The organism is Winogradskyella sp. HaHa_3_26 (assembly GCF_019278425.1).
GTDB classification, from domain to species: Bacteria; Bacteroidota; Bacteroidia; order Flavobacteriales; family Flavobacteriaceae; genus Winogradskyella; species Winogradskyella undariae.
This window is the reverse complement of record NZ_CP058981.1, coordinates 2,720,489-2,743,758: the sequence shown is the minus strand read 5'-3', so window position 1 is coordinate 2,743,758 and position 23,270 is coordinate 2,720,489. Positions and strand designations below refer to the sequence as shown.

At 33.6% G+C, this 23,270-nt stretch carries 36 protein-coding genes; all 36 read right to left on the bottom strand.

The window, feature by feature from the left end; translation table 11 throughout:
- Window positions 1–912: a dimethylarginine dimethylaminohydrolase family protein gene (locus tag H0I32_RS11830; RefSeq protein ID WP_179313671.1), complete on the bottom strand. Its 912-nt coding sequence runs from the start codon at window positions 910–912 to the stop codon at window positions 1–3.
- 134 nt (window positions 913–1,046) lie between these two features.
- Entirely contained in the window at window positions 1,047–2,333 is a 1,287-nt protein-coding gene (locus H0I32_RS11825) for a citrate synthase (RefSeq protein WP_173587876.1), read from the bottom strand.
- Between the two features lie 608 nt (window positions 2,334–2,941).
- Window positions 2,942–4,237: a phosphopyruvate hydratase gene (gene eno / locus H0I32_RS11820; protein ID WP_179313670.1), complete on the bottom strand. Its 1,296-nt coding sequence runs from the start codon at window positions 4,235–4,237 to the stop codon at window positions 2,942–2,944.
- Window positions 4,238–4,459: 222 nt separating this feature from the next.
- The gene (gene carA / locus H0I32_RS11815; RefSeq protein WP_179313669.1) at window positions 4,460–5,560 is read right to left on the bottom strand and encodes a glutamine-hydrolyzing carbamoyl-phosphate synthase small subunit; all 1,101 of its coding nucleotides are present in this window, start codon (window positions 5,558–5,560) and stop codon (window positions 4,460–4,462) included.
- A 257-nt stretch (window positions 5,561–5,817) separates the two neighbouring features.
- Window positions 5,818–6,291 (bottom strand): 50S ribosomal protein L17, encoded by a 474-nt coding sequence (gene rplQ, locus H0I32_RS11810; protein ID WP_173587873.1) that lies wholly within the window; start codon window positions 6,289–6,291, stop codon window positions 5,818–5,820.
- 117 nt (window positions 6,292–6,408) lie between these two features.
- Entirely contained in the window at window positions 6,409–7,401 is a 993-nt protein-coding gene (locus H0I32_RS11805; RefSeq protein WP_173587872.1) for a DNA-directed RNA polymerase subunit alpha, read from the bottom strand.
- A 96-nt stretch (window positions 7,402–7,497) separates the two neighbouring features.
- Window positions 7,498–8,103, bottom strand: a complete 606-nt coding sequence (gene rpsD / locus H0I32_RS11800) for a 30S ribosomal protein S4 (RefSeq protein ID WP_173587871.1) — start codon at window positions 8,101–8,103, stop codon at window positions 7,498–7,500.
- Window positions 8,104–8,317: 214 nt separating this feature from the next.
- Window positions 8,318–8,701, bottom strand: a complete 384-nt coding sequence (gene rpsK / locus H0I32_RS11795) for a 30S ribosomal protein S11 (RefSeq protein WP_173587870.1) — start codon at window positions 8,699–8,701, stop codon at window positions 8,318–8,320.
- A 99-nt stretch (window positions 8,702–8,800) separates the two neighbouring features.
- A complete protein-coding gene (rpsM, locus tag H0I32_RS11790) occupies window positions 8,801–9,175 on the bottom strand; it encodes a 30S ribosomal protein S13 (protein ID WP_173587869.1) in 375 nt (124 codons plus the stop codon).
- A gap of 2 nt (window positions 9,176–9,177) precedes the next feature.
- Window positions 9,178–9,294 carry a type B 50S ribosomal protein L36 gene (ykgO, locus tag H0I32_RS11785; RefSeq protein ID WP_008269159.1) on the bottom strand — a complete coding sequence of 39 codons (117 nt, stop codon included), beginning with the start codon at window positions 9,292–9,294 and terminating at the stop codon, window positions 9,178–9,180.
- Window positions 9,295–9,298: 4 nt separating this feature from the next.
- On the bottom strand, window positions 9,299–9,514 hold the full coding sequence (infA, locus tag H0I32_RS11780) for a translation initiation factor IF-1 (RefSeq protein WP_007094967.1): 216 nt from the start codon (window positions 9,512–9,514) through the stop codon (window positions 9,299–9,301).
- 12 nt (window positions 9,515–9,526) lie between these two features.
- Window positions 9,527–10,891 (bottom strand): preprotein translocase subunit SecY, encoded by a 1,365-nt coding sequence (secY, locus tag H0I32_RS11775; protein WP_173587868.1) that lies wholly within the window; start codon window positions 10,889–10,891, stop codon window positions 9,527–9,529.
- A 10-nt stretch (window positions 10,892–10,901) separates the two neighbouring features.
- On the bottom strand, window positions 10,902–11,354 hold the full coding sequence (gene rplO, locus H0I32_RS11770) for a 50S ribosomal protein L15 (RefSeq protein WP_173587867.1): 453 nt from the start codon (window positions 11,352–11,354) through the stop codon (window positions 10,902–10,904).
- 15 nt (window positions 11,355–11,369) lie between these two features.
- Window positions 11,370–11,549 carry a 50S ribosomal protein L30 gene (rpmD, locus tag H0I32_RS11765; RefSeq protein WP_020897638.1) on the bottom strand — a complete coding sequence of 60 codons (180 nt, stop codon included), beginning with the start codon at window positions 11,547–11,549 and terminating at the stop codon, window positions 11,370–11,372.
- 13 nt (window positions 11,550–11,562) lie between these two features.
- Window positions 11,563–12,087, bottom strand: a complete 525-nt coding sequence (gene rpsE / locus H0I32_RS11760; RefSeq protein WP_173587866.1) for a 30S ribosomal protein S5 — start codon at window positions 12,085–12,087, stop codon at window positions 11,563–11,565.
- A gap of 6 nt (window positions 12,088–12,093) precedes the next feature.
- On the bottom strand, window positions 12,094–12,450 hold the full coding sequence (rplR, locus tag H0I32_RS11755) for a 50S ribosomal protein L18 (protein WP_173587865.1): 357 nt from the start codon (window positions 12,448–12,450) through the stop codon (window positions 12,094–12,096).
- A 10-nt stretch (window positions 12,451–12,460) separates the two neighbouring features.
- Window positions 12,461–13,003, bottom strand: a complete 543-nt coding sequence (gene rplF / locus H0I32_RS11750) for a 50S ribosomal protein L6 (protein ID WP_173587864.1) — start codon at window positions 13,001–13,003, stop codon at window positions 12,461–12,463.
- Window positions 13,004–13,015: 12 nt separating this feature from the next.
- Window positions 13,016–13,414, bottom strand: coding sequence for a 30S ribosomal protein S8 (gene rpsH, locus H0I32_RS11745; protein ID WP_173587863.1), 399 nt, complete (start codon window positions 13,412–13,414; stop codon window positions 13,016–13,018).
- Window positions 13,415–13,476: 62 nt separating this feature from the next.
- Window positions 13,477–13,746: a 30S ribosomal protein S14 gene (gene rpsN, locus H0I32_RS11740; RefSeq protein WP_173587862.1), complete on the bottom strand. Its 270-nt coding sequence runs from the start codon at window positions 13,744–13,746 to the stop codon at window positions 13,477–13,479.
- Window positions 13,747–13,749: 3 nt separating this feature from the next.
- Window positions 13,750–14,301, bottom strand: coding sequence for a 50S ribosomal protein L5 (gene rplE, locus H0I32_RS11735; protein WP_173587861.1), 552 nt, complete (start codon window positions 14,299–14,301; stop codon window positions 13,750–13,752).
- A gap of 2 nt (window positions 14,302–14,303) precedes the next feature.
- Window positions 14,304–14,615 (bottom strand): 50S ribosomal protein L24, encoded by a 312-nt coding sequence (gene rplX / locus H0I32_RS11730; RefSeq protein ID WP_173587860.1) that lies wholly within the window; start codon window positions 14,613–14,615, stop codon window positions 14,304–14,306.
- A 12-nt stretch (window positions 14,616–14,627) separates the two neighbouring features.
- Window positions 14,628–14,996: a 50S ribosomal protein L14 gene (gene rplN, locus H0I32_RS11725; RefSeq protein ID WP_115818548.1), complete on the bottom strand. Its 369-nt coding sequence runs from the start codon at window positions 14,994–14,996 to the stop codon at window positions 14,628–14,630.
- Between the two features lie 2 nt (window positions 14,997–14,998).
- Window positions 14,999–15,259: a 30S ribosomal protein S17 gene (gene rpsQ, locus H0I32_RS11720; RefSeq protein ID WP_173587859.1), complete on the bottom strand. Its 261-nt coding sequence runs from the start codon at window positions 15,257–15,259 to the stop codon at window positions 14,999–15,001.
- Between the two features lie 17 nt (window positions 15,260–15,276).
- Entirely contained in the window at window positions 15,277–15,468 is a 192-nt protein-coding gene (gene rpmC, locus H0I32_RS11715; RefSeq protein WP_173587858.1) for a 50S ribosomal protein L29, read from the bottom strand.
- Between the two features lie 12 nt (window positions 15,469–15,480).
- Window positions 15,481–15,900: a 50S ribosomal protein L16 gene (rplP, locus tag H0I32_RS11710; protein ID WP_173587857.1), complete on the bottom strand. Its 420-nt coding sequence runs from the start codon at window positions 15,898–15,900 to the stop codon at window positions 15,481–15,483.
- 20 nt (window positions 15,901–15,920) lie between these two features.
- Window positions 15,921–16,637, bottom strand: a complete 717-nt coding sequence (gene rpsC / locus H0I32_RS11705; protein ID WP_173587856.1) for a 30S ribosomal protein S3 — start codon at window positions 16,635–16,637, stop codon at window positions 15,921–15,923.
- A 9-nt stretch (window positions 16,638–16,646) separates the two neighbouring features.
- Window positions 16,647–17,054 carry a 50S ribosomal protein L22 gene (gene rplV / locus H0I32_RS11700; protein ID WP_173587855.1) on the bottom strand — a complete coding sequence of 136 codons (408 nt, stop codon included), beginning with the start codon at window positions 17,052–17,054 and terminating at the stop codon, window positions 16,647–16,649.
- A gap of 5 nt (window positions 17,055–17,059) precedes the next feature.
- A complete protein-coding gene (gene rpsS / locus H0I32_RS11695; protein WP_020897652.1) occupies window positions 17,060–17,338 on the bottom strand; it encodes a 30S ribosomal protein S19 in 279 nt (92 codons plus the stop codon).
- A 10-nt stretch (window positions 17,339–17,348) separates the two neighbouring features.
- Complete coding sequence (gene rplB, locus H0I32_RS11690) at window positions 17,349–18,176, bottom strand: 50S ribosomal protein L2 (protein ID WP_173587854.1); 828 nt, start codon at window positions 18,174–18,176, stop codon at window positions 17,349–17,351.
- Between the two features lie 12 nt (window positions 18,177–18,188).
- Window positions 18,189–18,479 (bottom strand): 50S ribosomal protein L23, encoded by a 291-nt coding sequence (rplW, locus tag H0I32_RS11685; RefSeq protein ID WP_173587853.1) that lies wholly within the window; start codon window positions 18,477–18,479, stop codon window positions 18,189–18,191.
- Between the two features lie 5 nt (window positions 18,480–18,484).
- Window positions 18,485–19,114 (bottom strand): 50S ribosomal protein L4, encoded by a 630-nt coding sequence (gene rplD, locus H0I32_RS11680; protein ID WP_179313668.1) that lies wholly within the window; start codon window positions 19,112–19,114, stop codon window positions 18,485–18,487.
- The gene (gene rplC, locus H0I32_RS11675) at window positions 19,114–19,731 is read right to left on the bottom strand and encodes a 50S ribosomal protein L3 (RefSeq protein WP_173587851.1); all 618 of its coding nucleotides are present in this window, start codon (window positions 19,729–19,731) and stop codon (window positions 19,114–19,116) included. Before rplC ends, rplD begins: the two co-directional genes overlap by 1 nt.
- Before the next feature lie 151 nt (window positions 19,732–19,882).
- Window positions 19,883–20,188: a 30S ribosomal protein S10 gene (rpsJ, locus tag H0I32_RS11670; RefSeq protein WP_007650482.1), complete on the bottom strand. Its 306-nt coding sequence runs from the start codon at window positions 20,186–20,188 to the stop codon at window positions 19,883–19,885.
- A 12-nt stretch (window positions 20,189–20,200) separates the two neighbouring features.
- Window positions 20,201–22,327: an elongation factor G gene (gene fusA / locus H0I32_RS11665; protein ID WP_173587850.1), complete on the bottom strand. Its 2,127-nt coding sequence runs from the start codon at window positions 22,325–22,327 to the stop codon at window positions 20,201–20,203.
- Window positions 22,328–22,330: 3 nt separating this feature from the next.
- Complete coding sequence (rpsG, locus tag H0I32_RS11660) at window positions 22,331–22,807, bottom strand: 30S ribosomal protein S7 (protein WP_020897658.1); 477 nt, start codon at window positions 22,805–22,807, stop codon at window positions 22,331–22,333.
- Window positions 22,808–22,829: 22 nt separating this feature from the next.
- Window positions 22,830–23,204: a 30S ribosomal protein S12 gene (rpsL, locus tag H0I32_RS11655; RefSeq protein WP_019386263.1), complete on the bottom strand. Its 375-nt coding sequence runs from the start codon at window positions 23,202–23,204 to the stop codon at window positions 22,830–22,832.
- Between the last annotated feature and the right edge of the window lie 66 nt (window positions 23,205–23,270).

The following is a 23,270-nucleotide window of genomic DNA, read 5'->3' as shown; positions in this document are numbered from 1 at the left end:
TTAGTCTCTAATTAAAGGCATTGTAGAACAACGTAATAAACCTTCTTGTTTAGCTATCTCAGCATAAGCTACTTCTTCTACAGTAAAGCCATTATCACGTAACCACGCATTTAATCTTGTAAAGTTTTTTTCTGAAATTATTACATCTTCAGAAATTGAAAATATATTACTATTCATATCATACATTTCATCTTTAGTAATTTCAAATACATTCTCTTTTCCGAAGAAATTCAATAACCATTCATATTCTCTTTCAATTAAGAATCCATTTTTATGTAGTATAGCTTTGTTTTTTCCAATGGGTTGAAAGCAACAATCTAAATGAAGTGCATTTTCTTTAGGATCAGTATTAGATTTACGAAGTTCAAATGATTTTACCGTTTTATGAGGAAATAATTCCTGAATAGCAATTACAGCATCCATATTAGTACGGGCTGTAATGTAATCTGAATAGTCTTCACCTGAATAAGTTCCTATAAATATATAATCATTATAAGGCATAACATCACCACCTTCTACATGGCATTCTTCAGGTAAAACGATAATATTTTCTTCACCAACTCGATCTAAAACTTGTTGAATTGCTTCATATTCACGCTCACGATCTGGTAAAATATTGGCTTCAATTAACTTATCATCGATAACAAAGGCAATATCTCGTGAAAAAATTTGATTATAGTTCGCTATTAATTTTGGTCTATAAACAGTGACATCATACTTTTTTAAGACTTCAACCACAGCTTCAATCTCCTTAACCATATCAGCTTCTTTAGGATAAGTACCTGCTTTGATATGCTGAACTGATTTAGGGTCATAAGCGTCCTCTAATGACGGAACAGGACCTATACTTTCTGCTGTTCCTAAAATTACTGCCCTAAGACGTGAAGTCTCGTTTTGTATATTTAATTTCATATGTATCTGTATTCTTAGCTAAAATAACATTTATGATTAGCACTAAAAAACTTAATGATTTTAACTTTGTAATAAATCTAAAAAAAAAGCTCCATATTAAAAATATGAAGCTTTTTGTAAGTGTTTATAATAAATTATCTTTCATCAACAGGCACAAATGGTCTGTATGTTTCACCAACATATAATTGTCTTGGACGACCAATTGGTTCTTGATTTCTTCTCATTTCTTTCCATTGTGCTATCCAACCTGGTAAACGACCTAAGGCAAACATTACAGTAAACATATCTACAGGAATTCCCATAGCTCTATAAATAATACCTGAATAGAAATCTACATTTGGATATAATTTTCTTTCAACAAAATAAGGATCTTCTAAAGCTTCTTTTTCTAAGCCTTTAGCAATATCTAAAATTGGATCTTGGATTCCTAAGTCTGCTAATAATTCATCTGCAGCAACTTTAATTATCTTAGCTCTAGGATCGAAATTTTTATATACTCTATGTCCAAAGCCCATTAAACGGAATGGATCATTTTTATCCTTAGCCTTAGCCATGAATTTTTTAGTATCTCCACCATCTGCTTGAATTGCTTCTAACATTTCTAAAACTGCTTGGTTAGCACCACCGTGTAATGGTCCCCAAAGTGCAGAAATACCTGATGCAAGAGAAACAAAAAGTCCCGCATGAGAAGAACCTGTAATTCTTACTGTAGATGTAGAACAATTTTGCTCATGATCACCATGTAAAATTAAAAGTTTATCTAATGCATTTACAAGAATTGGATTTTGTTTGTACTCACAATTTGGACTCTTAAACATCATTTTTACAATGTTCTCAACGTAGTCTAAACTATCATCTCCGTACTCTAATGGTAAACCTTGCTTTTTACGCATAGTCCAAGAAACTATAACAGGAAATTTACCTAAAATTGTTGTTATAGAATTGTACATAGCTTCTTCTGAAGCAACATCTACTGAAGATGGATAAAATGCTGTAAGCGCACTGGTAAGAGATGATAACACGCCCATTGGGTGTGCTGATTTTGGAAAAGCATCAAGAATCTTTTTAAGATCATCATCTACAATTGAATGCGATTTAATATCAGCATGAAATTGATCTAATTTTTCTTTATTAGGTAATTCTCCGAATATTAGTAAGTATATTACTTCTAAGAAATGTGCTTTTTCAGCAAGTTCTTCAATTGAATATCCTCTATATCTTAAAATACCTTTTTCTCCATCTAGAAAAGTAATAGCGCTTTCACAACTTCCTGTGTTTTTGAAACCTGGATCAATAGTGATAATTCCATTTGTAGCACTTCTCAAACTTTTAATATCTATTGCAACTTCTTTTTCTGTTCCAATTACAACAGGGAATTCATATTTTTCACCATTAATTTCTAATGTAGCTTTATCTGACATATTTTCTTTTCCGATTTAATAAATTATAAGGATTGTAAAATTACGAAATATTCAACGATTTAAAAAACACATTTATAATGGTTTTAACAATTTCTATGAATACAACAAAATTCACAACTTTTTTTATTACATATTTCTATTCCTATTAAATCAACATATTACAAAAGTGACCTTATATCTATCTATTTTTAATGAAGTAATTTCAGTATAAACTGTAAATTATTTAATCTTCATTCTAATTTTAGAACACTTCTACATATACTGAATCAACCAGTTCAAATATTCTAATAACAAAAATACGAGGTCTATATTTAAAATCATAAATAATAAGAGATTTAAATGCAAATACAATAATTTGTGTAACTATTTATTAATGATTTAGAACTTCTATAATCTAAAGAGAATTCATTTTTAAAGAAAAAAGAATTTAAGAGATAAGAATAAACATGTATTTTCCTTACAATGCAATAGTTTATATAAACCCTAGGGCACATATTAAATAAAGCATGAATTAATTAACTAAATTGTATGAATGTTAAATTTAAAGCACAAAAAAACCATCTAAAAATTAGATGGTTTTGATTTATATAAATGTTAAACTTAAAAAATTAAGCTTTTACATTAAATGCATTAGCTCCTGGAAAATAAGCAACATCTCCTAATTCTTCTTCAATACGTAATAATTGATTGTATTTAGCCATACGATCACTACGAGAAGCAGACCCTGTTTTAATTTGTCCACAGTTTAATGCTACAGCTAAATCTGCAATAGTATTATCTTCTGTTTCACCAGATCTATGAGACATTACAGAAGTATAACCTGCATTTTTCGCCATATTTACAGCTGCAATAGTTTCTGTTAATGTACCAATTTGGTTTACTTTAATTAAGATTGAATTAGCAATACCATTTTCGATACCACGAGATAAACGCTCCACGTTAGTTACGTATAAATCATCACCTACTAATTGTATTTTATCTCCAATTTTTTCAGTTAAATCTTTCCAACCGTCCCAATCGTTTTCATCCATACCATCTTCAATTGAAATAATAGGATATTTTGATGCTAATTCTGCAAGATAAGTAGCTTGTTCTTTACTTGTTCTTACTTTTCCTTTATCACCTTCAAAAAGAGTATAATCATATTTACCATCTTTATAGAATTCAGCAGCAGCACAATCTAAAGCGATCATAATATCAGTACCAAATACGTAACCAGCTTTTTCAACAGCCATTTTAATAGTATCTAAAGCATCTTCTGTTCCTCCTGGTAAGTTAGGTGCAAAACCTCCTTCATCACCAACAGCAGTACTTAAATCTCTATCATGTAAAACTTTTTTAAGGTTATGGAAAATTTCAGTTCCCATTTGCATTGCATGTGTAAAGTTTTTAGCTTTAACAGGCATAATCATAAATTCTTGAAATGCAATTGGCGCATCACTATGAGAACCACCATTAATGATATTCATCATTGGTAATGGTAAAGTATTAGCAGAAACACCACCAACATATCTGTATAATGGCATACCTAATTCGTTAGCTGCAGCTTTAGCAACCGCTAAAGAAACACCTAAAATAGCATTAGCACCTAACTTAGATTTGTTTGGGGTACCATCTAATTCTATCATCATTTTATCTATAGCATTTTGTTCGAAAACAGACATGCCTAATAATTCTTGAGCTATGTCAGAATTTACATTTTCAACAGCTTTAAGAACTCCTTTTCCCATATAAGTATCTCCACCATCTCTTAACTCAACAGCTTCATGCTCACCTGTAGATGCACCAGAAGGTACTGCTGCTCTACCCATAACACCGTTTTCGGTAGTTACATCTACTTCTACTGTTGGATTCCCTCGAGAATCTAAAATTTGTCTTGCGTGTACATTGATAATAATACTCATTACTTTTGATATTTAGTTAACTTTTATTTAATATTTAAAAGGCTGAAATTTTGTATAACACTAACAACAAATCAGCATTATAATACCTTATAACAACAAATTTACGAAAATCTACGGGGCTAAACTTGACATAAATCATATTTATGATTAAAGTTTACGATATTGTTTTCGTAACTAAAAAAACGCAATAAAAACTAAGTTTCATTGCGTTTTATAGATAATCTATTTTTTAATATTCTCTATAAACTGATCAAAGAGATATAATGAATCATTTGGTCCAGGACTAGCTTCTGGATGATATTGAACTGAAAAACAGTTTTTATCTTTTAACTTAATCCCTGCAACTGTATCATCATTTAAGTGAACGTGTGTAATTTCTACATTTACGTTAGCCTCAGTTTCTTCTCGATTAACAGCAAATCCATGATTTTGAGAAGTAATTTCACCTTTTCCTGTTATTAAATTCTTAACCGGATGATTAATTCCTCTATGACCATTATGCATTTTATAAGTAGAGATACCGTTAGCTAAAGCAATAACTTGGTGTCCTAAACAGATACCAAATAAAGGTTTATTTTTAGCTATGATTTCTTTTGCTAAGTTAATAGCATCAACTAATGGTTCTGGATCACCAGGTCCATTAGACAAGAAATAACCATCTGGATTAAAAGCTTCTAAGTCTTCAAATTTAGAATTGTATGGAAATACTTTAATGTAAGCATCACGCTTTGCTAAATTTCTAAGAATATTTTTCTTTATACCAATATCTAAGGCAGCTATTTTATAAGTTGCATTTTCATCTCCAACAAAATAAGGTTCCTTAGTCGATACTTTAGATGCAAGTTCTAAACCAACCATTGAAGGAATTTCCGCTAGTTGTTTTTTAAGACCTTCAATATTATCTACCTCAGTAGAAATAACGGCATTCATAGCACCATTATCTCTTATATAACTTACTAAAGCACGAGTATCTACATCTGCAATAGCTAAAGTGTTATACTTCTCGAAGAATTCTTCTAAAGATGCATCTCCTGCAGGTCTAGAATAATTAAAGCTAAAATTTTTACAAATTAATCCAGCAATCTTAATATCATCTGACTCTACTTCATCTGCCTTAGTACCGTAATTTCCGATATGAGCGTTAGTAGTAACCATTAACTGACCATAATACGATGGATCTGTAAATATTTCTTGGTAACCTGTAGTACCTGTATTAAAACAGACTTCACCGAAAGCAGAACCTTCTTTACCTATAGATTTACCGTGAAAGATTGTTCCGTCTGCTAAGAGGATGATCGCTTTTTTTCTTTGTTTATACTTCATGACTTAAATGTGAGTTATTAAGCTGTTAGTTATTTTTAAAATATTAAAGTATGTAAAACACTCTATATTAATTTATTATGCGTTAAGGATTGAACGGTTTGTTTGAGCTCCTCGCAGAGAGCGAGTAGTGAAAGCCTGACTTTTTTCTTAAAAAAAAAGTAACGCCCAAATTATCAATAATAACTTTTACAAAATTCCAAAAAAAAAGGATAAACTGAAACAGTTTACCCTTTATATTTTTAAATGCTTATTAACATTTATTCTTCTTCGTTTGAAGTCTCAGTTTCAGTAGCTGGAGCTGTTGTAGCTTTACTACCACCTCTTCTACTTCTACGAGTTGTTTTCTTAGGTGCTTTATCAGCATTATAGATTTCGTTATAATCAACTAATTCTATCATTGCCATATCAGCGTTATCACCTAATCTGTTTCCTAATTTGATGATACGTGTATAACCACCTGGACGATCACCAATTTTTGGTGCTACATCTCTAAACAATTCTGCAACTGCATCCGTTTGTCTTAGCTTAGCCATAACAATACGTCTGTTGTGTGTAGTATCTGTTTTAGATTTTGTAATCATAGGTTCTACAAACTGCTTTAAAGCTTTCGCTTTTGCAACGGTAGTATTAATACGCTTGTGCTCTATTAAAGAACATGCCATATTTGCTAACATTGACTTTCTGTGAGCTGTTTTTCTTCCTAAGTGGTTGAATTTTTTTCCGTGTCTCATGACTTTTGTTTTATCATCTTGCTACTAAACTCTATATTGAGGAGCAAAATATGATTATTAATAATTTTGTTAATTAAGTAAAATTAGATTCCTGCCTAAACAGGAATCTGAAATTATTTAATCTTTATCTAATTTATATTTACTTAAATCCATTCCGAAATTTAATCCTTTAACGTTTACTAGTTCTTCTAGCTCAGTTAAAGACTTCTTACCGAAGTTTCTGAATTTCATTAAATCATTTTTATTGAATGACACTAAATCTCCTAAAGTATCAACCTCTGCTGCTTTTAAACAATTAAGAGCACGTACAGAAAGATCCATATCAACTAATTTAGTTTTCAATAGTTGTCTCATGTGAAGTGATTCTTCATCATAAGTTTCAGTCTGTGCAATTTCATCAGCTTCTAAAGTGATACGCTCATCAGAGAATAACATGAAGTGGTGAATTAATATTTTGGCAGCTTCAGTTAAAGCATCTTTTGGATTGATAGATCCATCACTTTTAATTTCGAAAACCAATTTTTCATAATCCGTTTTTTGCTCAACACGGTAATTTTCAATACTGTATTTTACATTTTGGATTGGCGTAAAGATTGAATCAATAAATACAGTTCCTATTGCTGCTGAAGCTTTCTTATTTTCCTCTGCAGGAACATAACCTCTTCCTTTTTCAATAGTCAATTCCATATTGATGTTTACTTTAGGATCTAAGTTACAGATTACTAAATCTGTATTTAATACTTGGAAACCAGAAATAAACTTCTGAAAATCACCAGCTGTAATTTGATTTTGTCCTGAGATAGAAATTGTAACAGTTTCGTTATCAACTTCTTCAATTTGACGCTTAAAGTTAACTTGCTTTAAGTTCAAAATCATTTCAGTAACATCTTCAACTACTCCAGAAATTGTAGAAAACTCATGATCTACTCCTTCTATTTTAATTGATGTAATAGCAAAACCTTCTAATGAAGATAATAAAACTCTTCTTAAAGCATTCCCTACTGTTAAACCATATCCTGGCTCTAAAGGTCTGAATTCGAATTTACCTTCGAAATCAGTAGAATCAATCATGATTACTTTATCAGGCTTCTGAAAATTTAATATTGCCATATATTCTTCGTTTTAATTGTTATTTGGTTGCGCGATTTATAAGTTTGAAGAACTCCTATAAAACCTTTGGCCAAATACCAATGTGATTAATATTTATTATTTAGAGTAAAGTTCAACGATTAACTGCTCGTTGATTTGTTCTGGAATCTGAATTCTTGCAGGAACAGCAACATAAGTACCATTCATTGTATTAGTATTCCAAGTAATCCACTCAAAAACTTGACTAGAATTAGATAAAGAACTTTGAATAGCCTCTAAAGATTTAGATTTTTCTCTAACAGCAACAACATCTCCAGCTTTTAATTGGTAAGAAGGAATATTTACTTTTTCACCGTTAACTGTAATATGTCTGTGAGAAACTAATTGTCTAGCTCCACTTCTAGAAGGAGAAATACCCATTCTGTAAACAACGTTATCTAAACGAGATTCACATAATTGAAGTAAAACTTCACCTGTAATTCCTTTAGCAGAAGTTGCTCTTTTGAACATATTTCTGAATTGCTTTTCTAAAATACCGTAAGTATATTTAGCTTTTTGCTTCTCCATTAACTGAACAGAATATTCAGATTTTTTACCACGACGACGAGTGTTTCCGTGTTGTCCTGGAGGATAATTTCTTTTTTCGAAGGCTTTGTCGTCTCCGAAGATAGCTTGTCCGAATTTACGGGCTATTTTAGTTTTAGGACCAGTATATCTTGCCATTTTAATTTGTTTTAAAGAGTGATAGTTGAATTAAGGTCTTAATCTTATCCTTCAAAAATCGTTGATCTCTTATTAATACTTGTTATAATTTTTCAGTTTGCAAATTTACACAAAATAAACTAATACCAACACATAAATGGATGATATTAGTTTATTTGAAAATTTTGGTAAGTCTTCTAACTAAAGTAAGTTAGAAATCTAAATGATATTTAGATTAAACTCTACGTCTTTTAGGAGGACGACAACCGTTATGTGGCATTGGAGTTACATCAATAATTTCTGAAACTTCAATACCTGCATTGTGTATAGATCTGATAGCAGATTCTCTACCGTTACCAGGTCCTTTAACGTATGCTTTTACTTTCTTTAAACCAGCTTCTTTAGCTACTGCTGCAGCATCTTCTGCAGCTAATTGAGCAGCGTATGGTGTGTTCTTTTTAGAACCTCTAAAACCCATTTTACCAGCTGATGACCAAGAAATAACGTCACCTTTTTTATTTGTTAAAGAAACAATGATGTTATTAAATGAAGCTGTAATGTGAGCTTCACCAATTGCATCTACTATAACTTTACGTTTTTTTGTACTTGCCTTTGCCATTTTATTTTTAGCTTTTAGTTTTAGTTAATAGTCGCTAGAATCCTAAACCGTTAAATTTCAAACAGATTCTTTCCAACGTCTAAAGACTAAAGACTATTATTACTTAGTTACTTTCTTTTTGTTAGCAACTGTTTTACGTCTTCCTTTTCTTGTACGTGAGTTATTCTTAGTACGTTGTCCTCTTAATGGAAGACCAACTCTATGACGAATACCTCTGTAACATCCAATATCCATTAATCGCTTAATGTTCATTTGAGTTTCAGAACGTAATTCACCTTCGATTTTGAAAGTTCCAACAGATTCACGGATTGCTCCAATTTCATCGTCAGTCCAATCTTGTACTTTTGTGTTTTCATCAACTTTAGCAGCAGCTAAAATTTCTTTTGATCTACTTCTACCTACTCCGTAGATATAAGTAAGAGAGATAACACCTCTTTTTTGTTTTGGTATGTCTACACCTGCAATTCTTGCCATAATTACCCTTGTCTTTGTTTGAATCTAGGATTCTTTTTGTTAATGACGTAAAGTCTACCTTTTCTGCGCACTAATTTACAGTCCGCGCTTCTTTTCTTTACTGATGCTCTAACTTTCATCGTATTAGTATCTATAAGTTATACGAGCCTTAGTTAAATCGTAAGGACTCATTTCTAATTTCACCTTATCTCCTGGTAACAACTTAATGTAATGCATACGCATCTTACCTGAGATATGTGCAGTCACTATATGACCATTTTCTAATTCAACACGAAACATTGCATTAGATAATGCTTCAATAATTGTTCCGTCTTGTTCTATTGCTGCTTGTTTTGCCATAATTATATCTTATTATTGCGCAACCGCTTTTCTATTTTTACCTGTTTTCATCAAGCCATCATAATGCTTATTTAATAAATAAGAATTAATCTGTTGCATTGTATCAATAGCTACACCAACCATAATTAAAAGAGATGTACCTCCGAAGAATAATGCCCAACCTTGTTGTACACTTAACAACTTAACTATAAATGCTGGAAAAATAGCAACTAAAGCTAAGAATATAGATCCTGGTAAAGTAATCTGAGACATAATTTTGTCTAAATATTCTGATGTTTCAGATCCTGGACGAATACCTGGAATAAATCCACCGCTACGTTTAAGATCATCAGCCATTTTGTTAGTTGGAACTGTAATCGCTGTATAAAAATATGTAAATACAATAATTAATAAAGCGAAAATTAAATTATACCAAAAACCAAATATATCAGAGAAGTTAGATTGCATCCATATTCCAGAACTTGTATCTTTTAACCATGCTGATTGACCAATTAAACCAGGTACAAACATAATAGCTTGTGCAAAGATAATTGGCATAACACCAGAGGCATTCAATTTTAAAGGTAAAAACTGACGTGAACCAAATACATTTTTCTCATATCCACCAGAAGCAGTTCTTCTTGCATATTGTACAGCTACTTTTCTAACTGCCATAACTAAGAATATAGCTCCTACTATAATTAAGAACCAAATTAAAAGTTCAATTAATATCATCATGAAACCACCATTTCCACCTTCTAATCGAGAGTACATATTCTGCACAAAAGCTTGTGGTAAAGTAGCTATAATACCAACCATAATTAATAATGAAATACCATTACCAATTCCTTTATCAGTGATTTTTTCACCTAACCACATTGCAAATACACAACCTGTTACTAAAACAATTACTGAAGAAAAGTAAAAAATACTTTCACTAAAACCAGGTACTAAAATAGCACTTAACGAAGTTGCACCTGATAATCCAGGAACACTAGCTAAGTAAGCAGGTGCCTGTACTAAACAAATACCAATAGTTAACCATCGAGTTATTTGAGTGATCTTCTTTTGACCACTCGCTCCTTCTTTCTGAAGTTTTTGTAAATAAGGAATCGCAATACCCATTAATTGAACTACAATGGAAGCAGAAATGTAAGGCATAATACCTAAAGCAAAAACAGATGCATTAGCAAATGCTCCACCTGTAAATGCGTTTAACAATCCTAAAATACCACTAGAAGTTCCATCTTGTAAACCACCTAATGCATCGATATTGATACCAGGTAATACAACCTGAGCACCAAAACGATAAACCAACAACAAACCTAAGGTTAGAATAATTCTATCCTTAAGTTCTGTGATTTTCCAAACGTTTTTTAATGTTTCTATTATTTTCATCCTAAAAATCTTATAAAGTTACAGCTTCACCACCAGCAGCTTCAATAGCAGCCTTTGCCGTAGCAGTAAATTTATGAGCAGTTACTGTTAATTTTGCTTTTAACTCACCTCTACCTAAAATTTTAACTAGCTCATTTTTGCCAGCTAAACCTAAAGATATTAATGTATCAAAATCAATACTATCTTCGATTTTCTTCTCATCAACTAACTTTTGTAAAGTATCTAAGTTTACACCTTGATGCTCTATACGGTTAATATTAGTGAAACCAAACTTAGGTACACGTCTTTGAATTGGCATTTGACCACCTTCAAATCCTACTTTCTTAGAATAACCTGAACGAGACTTTGCTCCTTTGTGACCACGTGTAGCGGTACCACCTTTACCAGAACCTTGTCCACGTCCAATACGCTTTCCTTGATTTTTTACTGAACCTTCTGCAGGTTTTAAATTACTTAAATCCATTCTTAAGTTATATTTTTAAGCTTCTTCTACAGAAACTAAATGTTCAACTTTCTTAACCATACCAAGGATGTTTGGTGTGGCGTCGTGCTCTACAACTTGTCCAATCTTTTTTAAACCTAAAGCTGCTAATGTAAGCTTTTGTCTTTTAGTACGATTGATTGCACTTTTTACTTTTTTTACTTTAATCTTTGCCATCTTATCCTATCGATTATCCGTTAAATACTTTTTCAAGTGAAATTCCACGCTCTTTAGCAACAGACTTAGCATCTCTTAATTGTAATAAAGCATCAAAAGTTGCTTTTACAACATTATGAGGGTTTGAAGATCCTTGAGACTTAGATAATACATCATGTACACCTACTGCTTCAAGAACAATTCTTACCGCACCACCTGCAATTACACCTGTACCAGGTGCAGCTGGGATAATGTTAACTCTAGCTCCACCATACTTACCTTTTTGTTCGTGTGGTATAGATCTATTTATAATTGGAATTCTCACCAAGTTTTTCTTAGCATCTTCAATAGCTTTTGCAATTGCAGTAGCTACATCTTTAGACTTACCTAAACCTTGACCTACAACATTTGTTTCGTCACCAACAACAACAATAGCAGAAAAACCAAATGCTCTACCACCTTTTGTTACTTTAGTTACACGCTGCACGCCAACTAAGCGATCTTTTAATTCTAATCCGCTTGGTTTAACAAGCTCTGCGTTTTTATATTTTTGATACATAATGTCTTAAAATTTAAGTCCTGCTTCTCTAGCACCTTCTGCTAATGATTTCACTCTACCGTGATATAAGTAACCACCTCTATCAAAAGAGATTGTTTCTACACCAGCTTTGATAGCTTTTTCTGCAACAGATTTACCTACTAAAGTAGCTATTTCAGATTTGTTTCCTTCAGACTTTACAATGTCTTTGTCTCTTGAAGATGCAGCAGCTAAAGTGTTACCAGTTACATCATCTACAACTTGAGCATAAATTTCTTTATTACTTCTAAAAACAGCTAATCTTGGTCTTGTTTGAGTACCAGATACTACCTTACGGATTCTGCTCTTAATTCTTAATCTTCTTTCGTTCTTTGTCAATGCCATAACTTAATTATTAAGCTGATTTACCTGCTTTTCTTCTAATTTCTTCACCAACAAACTTGATACCTTTTCCTTTGTAAGGTTCAGGTCTTCTGAAGCCGCGAATCTTAGCTGCAACTTGACCTACCAATTGTTTGTCAAAAGACGTTAATTTAACTCTTGGATTTTTACCTTTTTCTGAAATAGTCTCAATTGTTACTTCTGGAGCGATGTCCAAAACAATATTGTGAGAAAATCCTACGGCTAAATCTAATTTTTGTCCTTGATTAGACGCTCTATAACCTACACCAACTAATTCTAGTTCTTTGGTCCAGCCTTTAGAAACACCTTCTATCATGTTAGCAATTAATGCTCTATAAAGACCATGTTTTGCTCTTAAATCTTTCTTGTCAGAAGTACGTTCTAATGTAATAGTACCATCTTCTAATGTAATTTCAATTTCCGAATACTCTTGAGTTAATTCACCTAATTTACCTTTAGCGGTAATAGTGTTATCTTTAATCTCAACTGTAACACCTTCAGGAACTGTTATTGGGTTTTTACCTATTCTTGACATAATTTCCTGTTTTTAGTATACGTAACATAATACTTCACCACCTACATTTTCTCTCTGCGCTTGTTTTCCTGTCATCACTCCGTGAGACGTAGAAACAATAGCAATACCTAATCCGTTAAGGATTCTTGGCATTTCGTTAGATGAAGCATACTTACGTAAACCTGGTTTACTGATTCTTTGAATTTTTTTGATAACTGATTCTTTAGTCTCTTTACTGTACTTCAAAGCAATTTTGATAGTACCTTGTACTGAAGAGTCATCAAATTTATAACTTAAGATAAATCCTTGATCGAATAATATCTTAGTTATTTCTTTTTTTAAGTTAGATGCAGGAATCTCAACCACTCTGTGATTTGCCTTAACTGCGTTTCTAACTCGCGTTAAATAATCCGCTATTGGATCTGTATTCATATGTATTAATTTGCGGTAGCGGTTTTCGACACTATTGCCAAACCTAAAACCAATTTATAATTTTACCAACTTGCCTTTCTTACACCTGGAATTAAACCTTGGTTAGCCATTTCTCTAAACATTACACGAGAAACACCAAATTGTCTCATATAACCTTTTGGTCTACCTGTAAGTTTACAACGGTTGTGCTGACGTACTGGTGATGCATTTTTTGGTAACTTTTGTAATGCTTCGTAATCTCCAGCTTCTTTCAAAGCTTTCCTTTTCTCTGCATATTTAGCTACCGTTTTAGAACGCTTCACCTCACGGGCTTTCATTGATTCTTTAGCCATAATTTAATTCTTTTTAAAAGGTAATCCTAATTCTGTTAATAATGACTTAGCTTCCTTATCGGTTTCAGCTGAAGTCACAAATGTAATATCCATTCCTGAAATCTTATTAACTTTGTCAATATCAATTTCTGGAAATATGATTTGTTCTACTACACCTAAGTTATAGTTTCCACGACCATCAAAACCTGTAGCTTTAATTCCGTTAAAATCTCTAACACGTGGTAAAGCTGAAGTCACCAAACGATCTAAGAATTCATACATTTGCTCACCTCTTAACGTAACTTTTGCACCAATTGGCATCCCTTTACGTAATTTAAAAGAAGCAACATCCTTCTTAGACATTGTATGTATAGCTTTCTGTCCTGATATTTTTGTAAGTTCTTCTACTGCGTGATCGATTAATTTCTTATCCGCAACAGCAGCACCAACACCTTTAGATATCACTATCTTAGTAAGCTTAGGTACTTGCATTACATTTTTATATCCAAATTCTTCCGTAAGAGCAGGAACAACTTTGTCCTTATACTCTTGTTTTAATCTTGCAACGTAAGCCATAATTAAATTACTTCATTAGATTTTTTAGAAAATCTTACTTTATTATCACCATCCATCTTATAACCAACTCTAGTTGTTTCTCCTTTAGAAGTTAACAACGATAAGTTAGAAATATGTAAAGATGCTTCTTTCTCTACAATACCACCTTGAGGGTTTTGTGCGCTTGGTTTAGTATGTTTCTTAACCATGTTCACACCTTCTACGATGGCTTTGTTCTTATCTATTAATACTTTAAGTACTTTACCTTCTGATCCTTTATGATCACCAGCTATTACTTTTACTGTATCTCCTGATTTTATTTTAAGCTTTGTCATTTTATTTATCAATTAAAGCACCTCTGGTGCCAATGATACAATTTTCATGAATTGTTTATCACGAAGTTCTCTAGCTACAGGACCAAAAACACGAGTTCCTCTCATTTCCCCTTGAGGATTTAAAAGTACACAAGCGTTATCGTCAAATCTAATGTAAGATCCATCAGGACGTCTTACTTCTTTAGCTGTACGTACAACTACTGCAGTAGAAACAGCACCTTTCTTAATGGCACCATTAGGAGTAGCATCTTTAACAGCTACTACAATCTTATCACCTACAGAAGCATATCTTCTTTTAGTTCCACCTAATACACGGATAGTTAAAACTTCCTTTGCACCAGTGTTATCAGCTACTTTTAATCTTGATTCTTGTTGTAACATAATTACTTCGCTCTTTCAATTATTTCTACTAATCTCCAACATTTAGATTTACTTAAAGGTCTTGTTTCCATGATCTTTACTGTATCTCCTTCGTTGCAGTCATTTGTCTCATCGTGCGCGACATATTTCTTAGTCTTTAACACGAATTTTCCATACATAGGGTGTTTTACTTTCTTAACTTCAGCTACAACAATAGATTTCTCCATTTTGTTACTAGTTACGATCCCTATACGTTCTTTTCTTAAATTTCTTTTTTCTTCCATCTTTCAGCAGAATACAATTATTGTACGTCTCTTTTAGTTAGTTCTGTTGCCACTCTAGCTACTGTGCGACGCGCAACTCGTAACTGAATTGGATTATCTAAAGGTGATATAACATGTGCCATTTTCAGGTCTGTATAATTCTTTTTAGATTCACTAAGTTTCTCTTGTAACTCAGCTATTGAAAGCTCTTTAATCTCTGATTGCTTCATAATATCTTTCTATTAAGCTTCGTAATCTCTAGCTATGATAAACTTAGTTTTTACAGGAAGTTTCTGTGCTGCTAATCGAAGTGCTTCTTGAGCAGTTTCTAATGGCACACCACTTATTTCAAATAACATACGTCCTGGTTTTACTACTGCTGCCCAATATTCAACGGCACCTTTACCTTTACCCATACGTACTTCAAGAGGCTTTTTTGTAATAGGCTTGTCTGGAAAAATTTTAATCCATAACGATCCTTCTCTTTTCATGAAACGTGTAGCGGCTATACGTGCTGCTTCTATTTGACGTGCAGTTATAAAAGTCGATTCTAATGATTTAATACCGAAAGTACCATTTGATAACAAATGACCTCTTCCCGCATTTCCTTTCATACGTCCTTTTTGCTGCTTACGAAATTTTGTTCTTTTAGGCTGTAACATTTTGTCTTTTCTTTAAAAAATTACTTTCTACGACGAGATTGGTTCTTATTTCCACCACGTCCACCTTTGCTCTTTTGTTTAGATAAGCCTACTAATGGAGAAAGTTCTCTTTTTCCATATACTTCACCTTTCATTATCCAAACTTTGATACCAAGTCTACCGTATGTAGTATGTGCTTCTACAAGAGCATAATCAATGTCAGCTCTAAAAGTAGATAAAGGAATACGTCCTTCTTTATAGTGTTCAGAACGTGCCATTTCAGCACCATTCAAACGACCACTAATCTGAATTTTAATTCCCTCAGCATTCATACGTATTGCGGCAGCAATAGCCATTTTTATTGCACGTCTGTATGAAATTCTACTTTCAATTTGACGAGCAACACTAGCAGCTACTAAATAAGCATCTAACTCAGGTCTTTTAATTTCAAAGATGTTCAATTGAACTTCTTTGCCAGTAATTTTCTTAAGCTCTTCTTTTAACTTATCTACCTCTTGTCCACCTTTTCCGATAATAATACCAGGTCTAGCAGTAGTGATAGTAACGGTTACAAGTTTAAGCGTACGCTCAATAATTACTCTACTTACACTAGCTTTAGATAAACGCGCGTGAACGTATTTTCTAATCTTATCGTCTTCGGCAAGTTTATCACCATAATCGTTTCCTCCGTACCAGTTAGATTCCCATCCTCTGATAATTCCTAAGCGATTTCCGATTGGATTTGTCTTTTGTCCCATATCTCTATCTTAGCTTTGTGTTTTATTTATTGAATCTACTACCACAGTTACGTGATTAGATCTCTTTCTAATTCTATGTGCTCTACCTTGAGGTGCTGGACGCAATCTCTTTAACATAGAACCACCATCTACTCTAATTTCTTTGATAAACAATTTAGCTTCTTCAACATCAGCATCTTCGTTTTTAGCTTGCCAGTTTGCGATTGCAGACATTACAAGTTTTTCTAAACGACGTGAAGCTTCTTTTTGACTAAATCTAAGAATCTGAAGAGCTTTCTCTGCCTTCTCTCCTCTTACTAAATCCGCAACTAAACGCATTTTTCTTGGAGATGTAGGACAGTTATTTAGCTTAGCAAAAGCAACCTGCTTCTTCTCAGCTTTAATAGCATCCGCCATTTGTTTTTTACGACTTCCCATGATTCTTATTTTTTACCTTTATTCTTAGCACCTGCATGACCTCTAAAAGATCTTGTCGGTGAAAATTCTCCTAACTTATGTCCTACCATGTTTTCAGTAACAAATACTGGAACAAATTGACGACCGTTATGGACAGCTATAGTTTGACCAACGAAATCTGGAGAAATCATTGATGCTCTAGACCAAGTCTTAATAACTGTCTTCTTATTTGAAGCTACATTTTCTGCAACTTTTTTATCCAATTTATAATGGATATAAGGTCCTTTTTTTAATGAACGTGCCATACTTTCTTAATTATTTCTTTCTACGTTCTACAATATACTTATTACTCGCTTTAGTCTTAGAACGTGTTCTAAATCCTTTAGCAGGAATACCATTTCTAGACCTTGGATGTCCACCTGAAGATTTACCTTCACCACCACCCATTGGGTGATCGACTGGGTTCATCACTACTGGTCTTACTCTTGGACGTCTACCTAACCATCTACTTCTACCTGCTTTACCAGACACAGTTAATTGATGATCAGAGTTAGAAACAACACCTATAGTAGCCATACATGTTACTAGAATCATTCTGGTTTCACCAGATGGTAACTTTACAGTAGCAAATTTATCACCTCTTGCCATTAATTGAGCAAATGCACCAGCACTACGAGCCATTACAGCACCTTGAGCAGGACGAAGTTCTATACAAGAAATAATTGTACCTAAAGGTATTTCACTTAAAGGCATTGCATTTCCAATTTCTGGAGCAATACCTGTTTCACCAGACACTATATTTTGACCTACTTGCAAACCATTCTGAGCGACAACATAACGTTTCTCACCATCTTGGTAATTTAATAGAGCAATAAATGCTGTTCTGTTTGGATCGTATTCAATTGTTTTAACTTCAGCAGGGATACCCGCTTTGTTACGTTTGAAATCGATAATACGATAACGTTTCTTATGACCTCCACCTACTTGGCGAATTGTCATTTTTCCTCGATTGTTTCTACCACCTGATCGTTTTTTCGGAGCAAGCAAGCTTTTCTCCGGCTTATCAGTAGTAATGGCATCGAATCCATTTACTACTCTAAATCGCTGACCTGATGTGATCGGTTTTAATTTTCTTACTGACATTAATGTCTAAAATTACATGTTAGTGTATAAATCTATTACTTCACCTTCCGCCAGTTGTACAATTGCTTTTTTAACAGCATTTGTTTTACCATGTTGAACACCAGTTTTTGTAAACTTGGTCTTACGATCTGGACGGACATTTATTGTACGAACTTTTTCAACAGAAACTCCATAAGCAGCTTCCACCGCTTTTTTGATTTCTACCTTGTTCGCCTTAGTGTTCACTTCAAATGCATATGCATTAAACAACTCACTTTGTTTCGTTGCCTTTTCTGTGATTATAGGTTTTCTTAAGATACTCATCTGTTCTATTTACTTAAATTCGATTCAATTCCTTCTAAAGCACCTTCAATTAGAACTACTTTATTAGCATTCATAATCTTGTAAGTGCTTAATTCTGAGGTGGTTATTACTTCAGCCCCTTTAAAATTGCGGGAAGACAAATATACATTATTATTTGACCCAGCCAACACAATTAAAGATTTTTTCTTATCTAACTCTAAAGCCTTTAAAACATCAACAAAGTTTTTAGTTTTTGGAGATTCAAAACTGAAATCTTCTAATACTAAAATTGAATTGTCTTTTGCTTTAATACTTAATGCAGATTTACGAGCTAATCGTTTAAGGTTTTTGTTTAATTTAAAACCATAATTTCTTGGTCTAGGACCAAACATACGACCACCACCTCTGAATACACCAGACTTAATACTACCTGCTCTTGCAGTACCAGTACCTTTTTGTTTTTTAATCTTACGTGTACTACCTGTAATTTCTGCTCTTTCTTTTGCCTTATGCGTACCCTGTCTTTGATTTGCTAAGTATTGCTTAACATCTAAATATACAGCGTGGTTATTAGGCTCTATAGCGAACACTTGTTTAGAAAGCTCAGCTTTCCTACCTGTGTCTTTTCCGTTTATATCTAAAACTGCTATCTCCATTACTTCTCAATGATTACATAAGAATTTTTGTGACCAGGAACACATCCTTTTACCACTAGTAAGTTCTTTTCTGGAACTACTTTGTAAATTCTTAAATTTTGAACTTTTACTGTTTCACCCCCCATTCTTCCGGCCATCTTCATACCTTTGAATACTCTCGCAGGATAAGAAGCTGCACCAATAGAACCTGGAGCTCTTAAACGGTTATGTTGACCATGCGTTGCTTGACCTACACCACCAAAACCGTGACGCTTTACTACACCTTGAAAACCTTTTCCTTTAGAAGTACCTGCAACATCTACAAATTCTCCTTCAGTAAATTGTTCTACTGTGATAGCATCACCTAATTTGTACTCCGAATCAAAACCTTTGAATTCAACAACTTTGCGTTTTACAGAAGTACCCGCTTTTTTAGCATGACCTAAGTCTGCTTTAGTAGCGCTTTTTTCTGTCGCGTCATCGAAACCTAATTGAAGTGCAGAATAACCATCCACTTCTTCAGTTCTGACTTGGGTAACGATACATGGTCCAGCTTCGATTACTGTACAAGGAATGTTCTTCCCATTTTCATCGAAAATGCTGGTCATACCGATTTTTTTTCCAATTAACCCAGACATAATTATTATTTATTTATTATTAATTAATCAAACTTTGTAAGTGTATATTAACTTACTATATAAAATTCAAGGCTGAAAATACGTTTCAGCCCTGAATTGTATTTATTACCGTTTTTCCCTCGCTCGCAGCTTAGGACATGTTAGTGTTTTATCACACTTTAATTTCAACTTCTACTCCACTTGGTAATTCAAGTTTCATTAAAGCGTCAATTGTTTTAGAAGATGAAGAATAAATATCTAATAATCTCTTGTAAGAGCTTAATTGAAATTGTTCTCTAGATTTCTTATTAACGTGTGGTGAACGTAATACAGTGAATATTTTCTTGTGAGTTGGTAAAGGAATTGGTCCTGTTACTACTGCACCTGTACTTTTTACTGTTTTTACAATCTTATCAGCAGACTTATCTACTAAGTTATGATCGTAAGACTTTAATTTGATTCTAATTTTTTGACTCATTTTCTTAACTTTTTAAGATTCTTCTCCTTTAGCTGCTTTGATTACGTCTGCTGACACGTTAGCTGGAGTTTCAGCATAATGTGAAAATTCCATAGTTGATGTTGCTCTACCTGAAGATAATGTTCTCAATGTAGTAACATAACCAAACATTTCTGAAAGTGGCACTGTAGCTTTAATAGTCTTTGCACCTGCACGGTCTCCCATACCTTCCATCATACCACGTCTTCTATTTAAATCTCCAACAATGTCACCCATGTTTTCTTCTGGTGTGATCACCTCAAGTTTCATGATAGGTTCCATTATAACCGCTTTTGCTGCTTTTGCTGAGTTTTTAAATCCAAGCTTTGCTGCTAATTCGAAAGATAGTTGATCTGAATCGACATCATGATAAGATCCATCTCTCAATGTCACTTTCATTGCGTCTACTTCAAATCCTGCTAATGGTCCATTTTGCATAGCCATTTTAAATCCTTTTTCAATTGAAGGGATAAATTCTTTAGGAACGTTACCACCTTTAATTACAGATTCAAACTGTAAACCTACAACACCTTCATCTGCTGGTTCAATCGTAAATACGATATCAGCAAACTTACCACGACCACCAGATTGTTTTTTATAAACTTCTCTATGATCTGCAGATTGTGTAATAGCTTCTTTATATTCAACTTGTGGCTGACCTTGGTTAACCTCTACATTAAATTCTCTCTTTAAACGATCTACAATTACATCTAAGTGTAATTCTCCCATTCCAGAAATAATAGTCTGTCCTGAAGCTTCGTCTGAACGCACTGTAAATGTAGGATCTTCTTCAGCTAATTTAGCTAAGCCCATTCCTAATTTATCTACATCTGCTTTTGTCTTAGGCTCAACCGCGATACCAATTACTGGATCTGGAAAGTCCATAGACTCTAATACTAAAGGATGTTTTTCGTCAGTAAGTGTATCTCCTGTTTTGATAGATTTAAATCCAACAGCAGCTCCAATATCTCCAGCTTCTATATAATCAATTGCATTTTGCTTGTTAGCATGCATTTGATAGATACGAGAGATACGTTCTTTTTTACCTGAACGATTGTTCAATACGTAAGAACCTGCATCTAAACGACCAGAATAAGCTCTAAAAAATGCTAAACGACCTACAAAAGGATCAGTTGCAATTTTAAATGCTAAAGCAGCAAACGGCTCCTTAACACTTGGCTTACGAAGCTCTTTCTCTTCTGTATCAGGATTCACACCAACAATACCATCCTTATCCATAGGTGAAGGTAAGTAACGACATACAGCATCTAATAAGAACTGTACACCTTTGTTTTTGAAAGCAGAACCACAAATCATAGGAATAATTGCCATATCCATTACAGCAGCTCTAAGTGCAGCATGCACTTCATCTTCCGTAATAGAATCTTCATCTTCCATGAACTTCTCTAGTAAGTTCTCATCGTATCCAGCAACTTCTTCTATAAGTAGTGCTCTATATTTTTTAGCTTCAGCTTTAAGATTCTCTGGAATTTCAATAACATCAAAAGTTGCCCCTTGAGTTTCATCATGCCAAACAATAGCTCTATTCTTAACTAAATCTATAATTCCTTTAAAATCTTCTTCGTCACCAATGTTTAAAACGATTGGCACCGCGTTAGATTTTAACATATCTTTTACTTGTTGACAAACACTTAAAAAGTCTGATCCTTGACGGTCCATTTTATTAACGAAACCAATACGAGGCACTTTATAGTTATCTGCAAGTCTCCAGTTAGTTTCAGATTGAGGCTCAACACCATCAACTGCACTAAACAAGAAAACTAAACCATCAAGTACACGTAAAGAACGATTTACTTCAACAGTAAAATCTACGTGACCTGGTGTATCAATAATATTAAAATGGTAACTCTGTGCTTCAGGAGTTGGTTGTGCATTTTCCTTTGGAAAAACCCACTCACATGTAGTAGCTGCAGAAGTAATTGTAATACCTCTTTCTTGCTCTTGCTCCATCCAGTCCATAGTTGCAGCACCATCATGTACTTCACCTATTTTATGTGAAACACCTGTATAATAAAGAACACGTTCTGTAGTTGTAGTTTTTCCAGCATCAATGTGAGCTGCAATTCCTATATTTCTTGTAAGTCTTAAATCTCTTGCCATTTCTTAAAATCTAAAGTGTGAGAAAGCCTTATTTGCTTCTGCCATTTTATGAGTATCAGTCCTTTTCTTAACTGCTGCTCCTTCTTCTTTAGCTGCTGCTAAAACTTCTGCCGCTAAACGTTGCGCCATAGATTTTTCGTTTCTCTTACGCGAAAAGCTAATTAGCCATTTCATTGCAGTTGAAACCTTACGGTCTGGACGAATCTGCATTGGAATCTGAAATGTAGCACCACCAACACGACGACTACGTACTTCTACGTGAGGCATTACGTTAGACAAAGCTTCTTTCCAAATCTCTAAAGCTGTTTTTTCGTCATCATTCTTTTTCTCTTCAACAATATCAATTGCATCATAGAATACTTTAAAAGCGATAGACTTCTTACCATCCCACATCATCATGTTAACAAAACGTGTTACTAACTGATCATTAAATCTTGGATCTGGTAAAAGCGGTCTCTTTTTTGCTGCTCTTTTTCTCATGTCTTCTTCTTAAAGTTTTAAATTACTTCTTAGGGCGTTTTGCACCATACTTAGATCTACGTTGCGTTCTTCCCGATACACCTGCTGTATCTAAAGCACCACGAACGATGTGATATCTAACTCCTGGTAAATCTTTTACCCTTCCACCTCTAACCAATACTATCGAGTGCTCTTGTAAATTGTGACCTTCTCCACCAATGTATGCATTTACTTCGTTTCCGTTTGTTAAACGAACCCTTGCTACCTTACGCATTGCTGAGTTAGGTTTTTTAGGTGTCGTTGTATAAACACGAGTACATACACCACGTCTTTGAGGACACGAATCTAAAGCAGCCGATTTACTCTTCTTGGTTATTTTGGCTCTTCCTTTTCGTACTAATTGTGAAATTGTTGGCATATATTTCTATATAAAATTTATTAATCCTCACTTTTGAGGGCTGCAAAGGTACAAATTAATATCTAT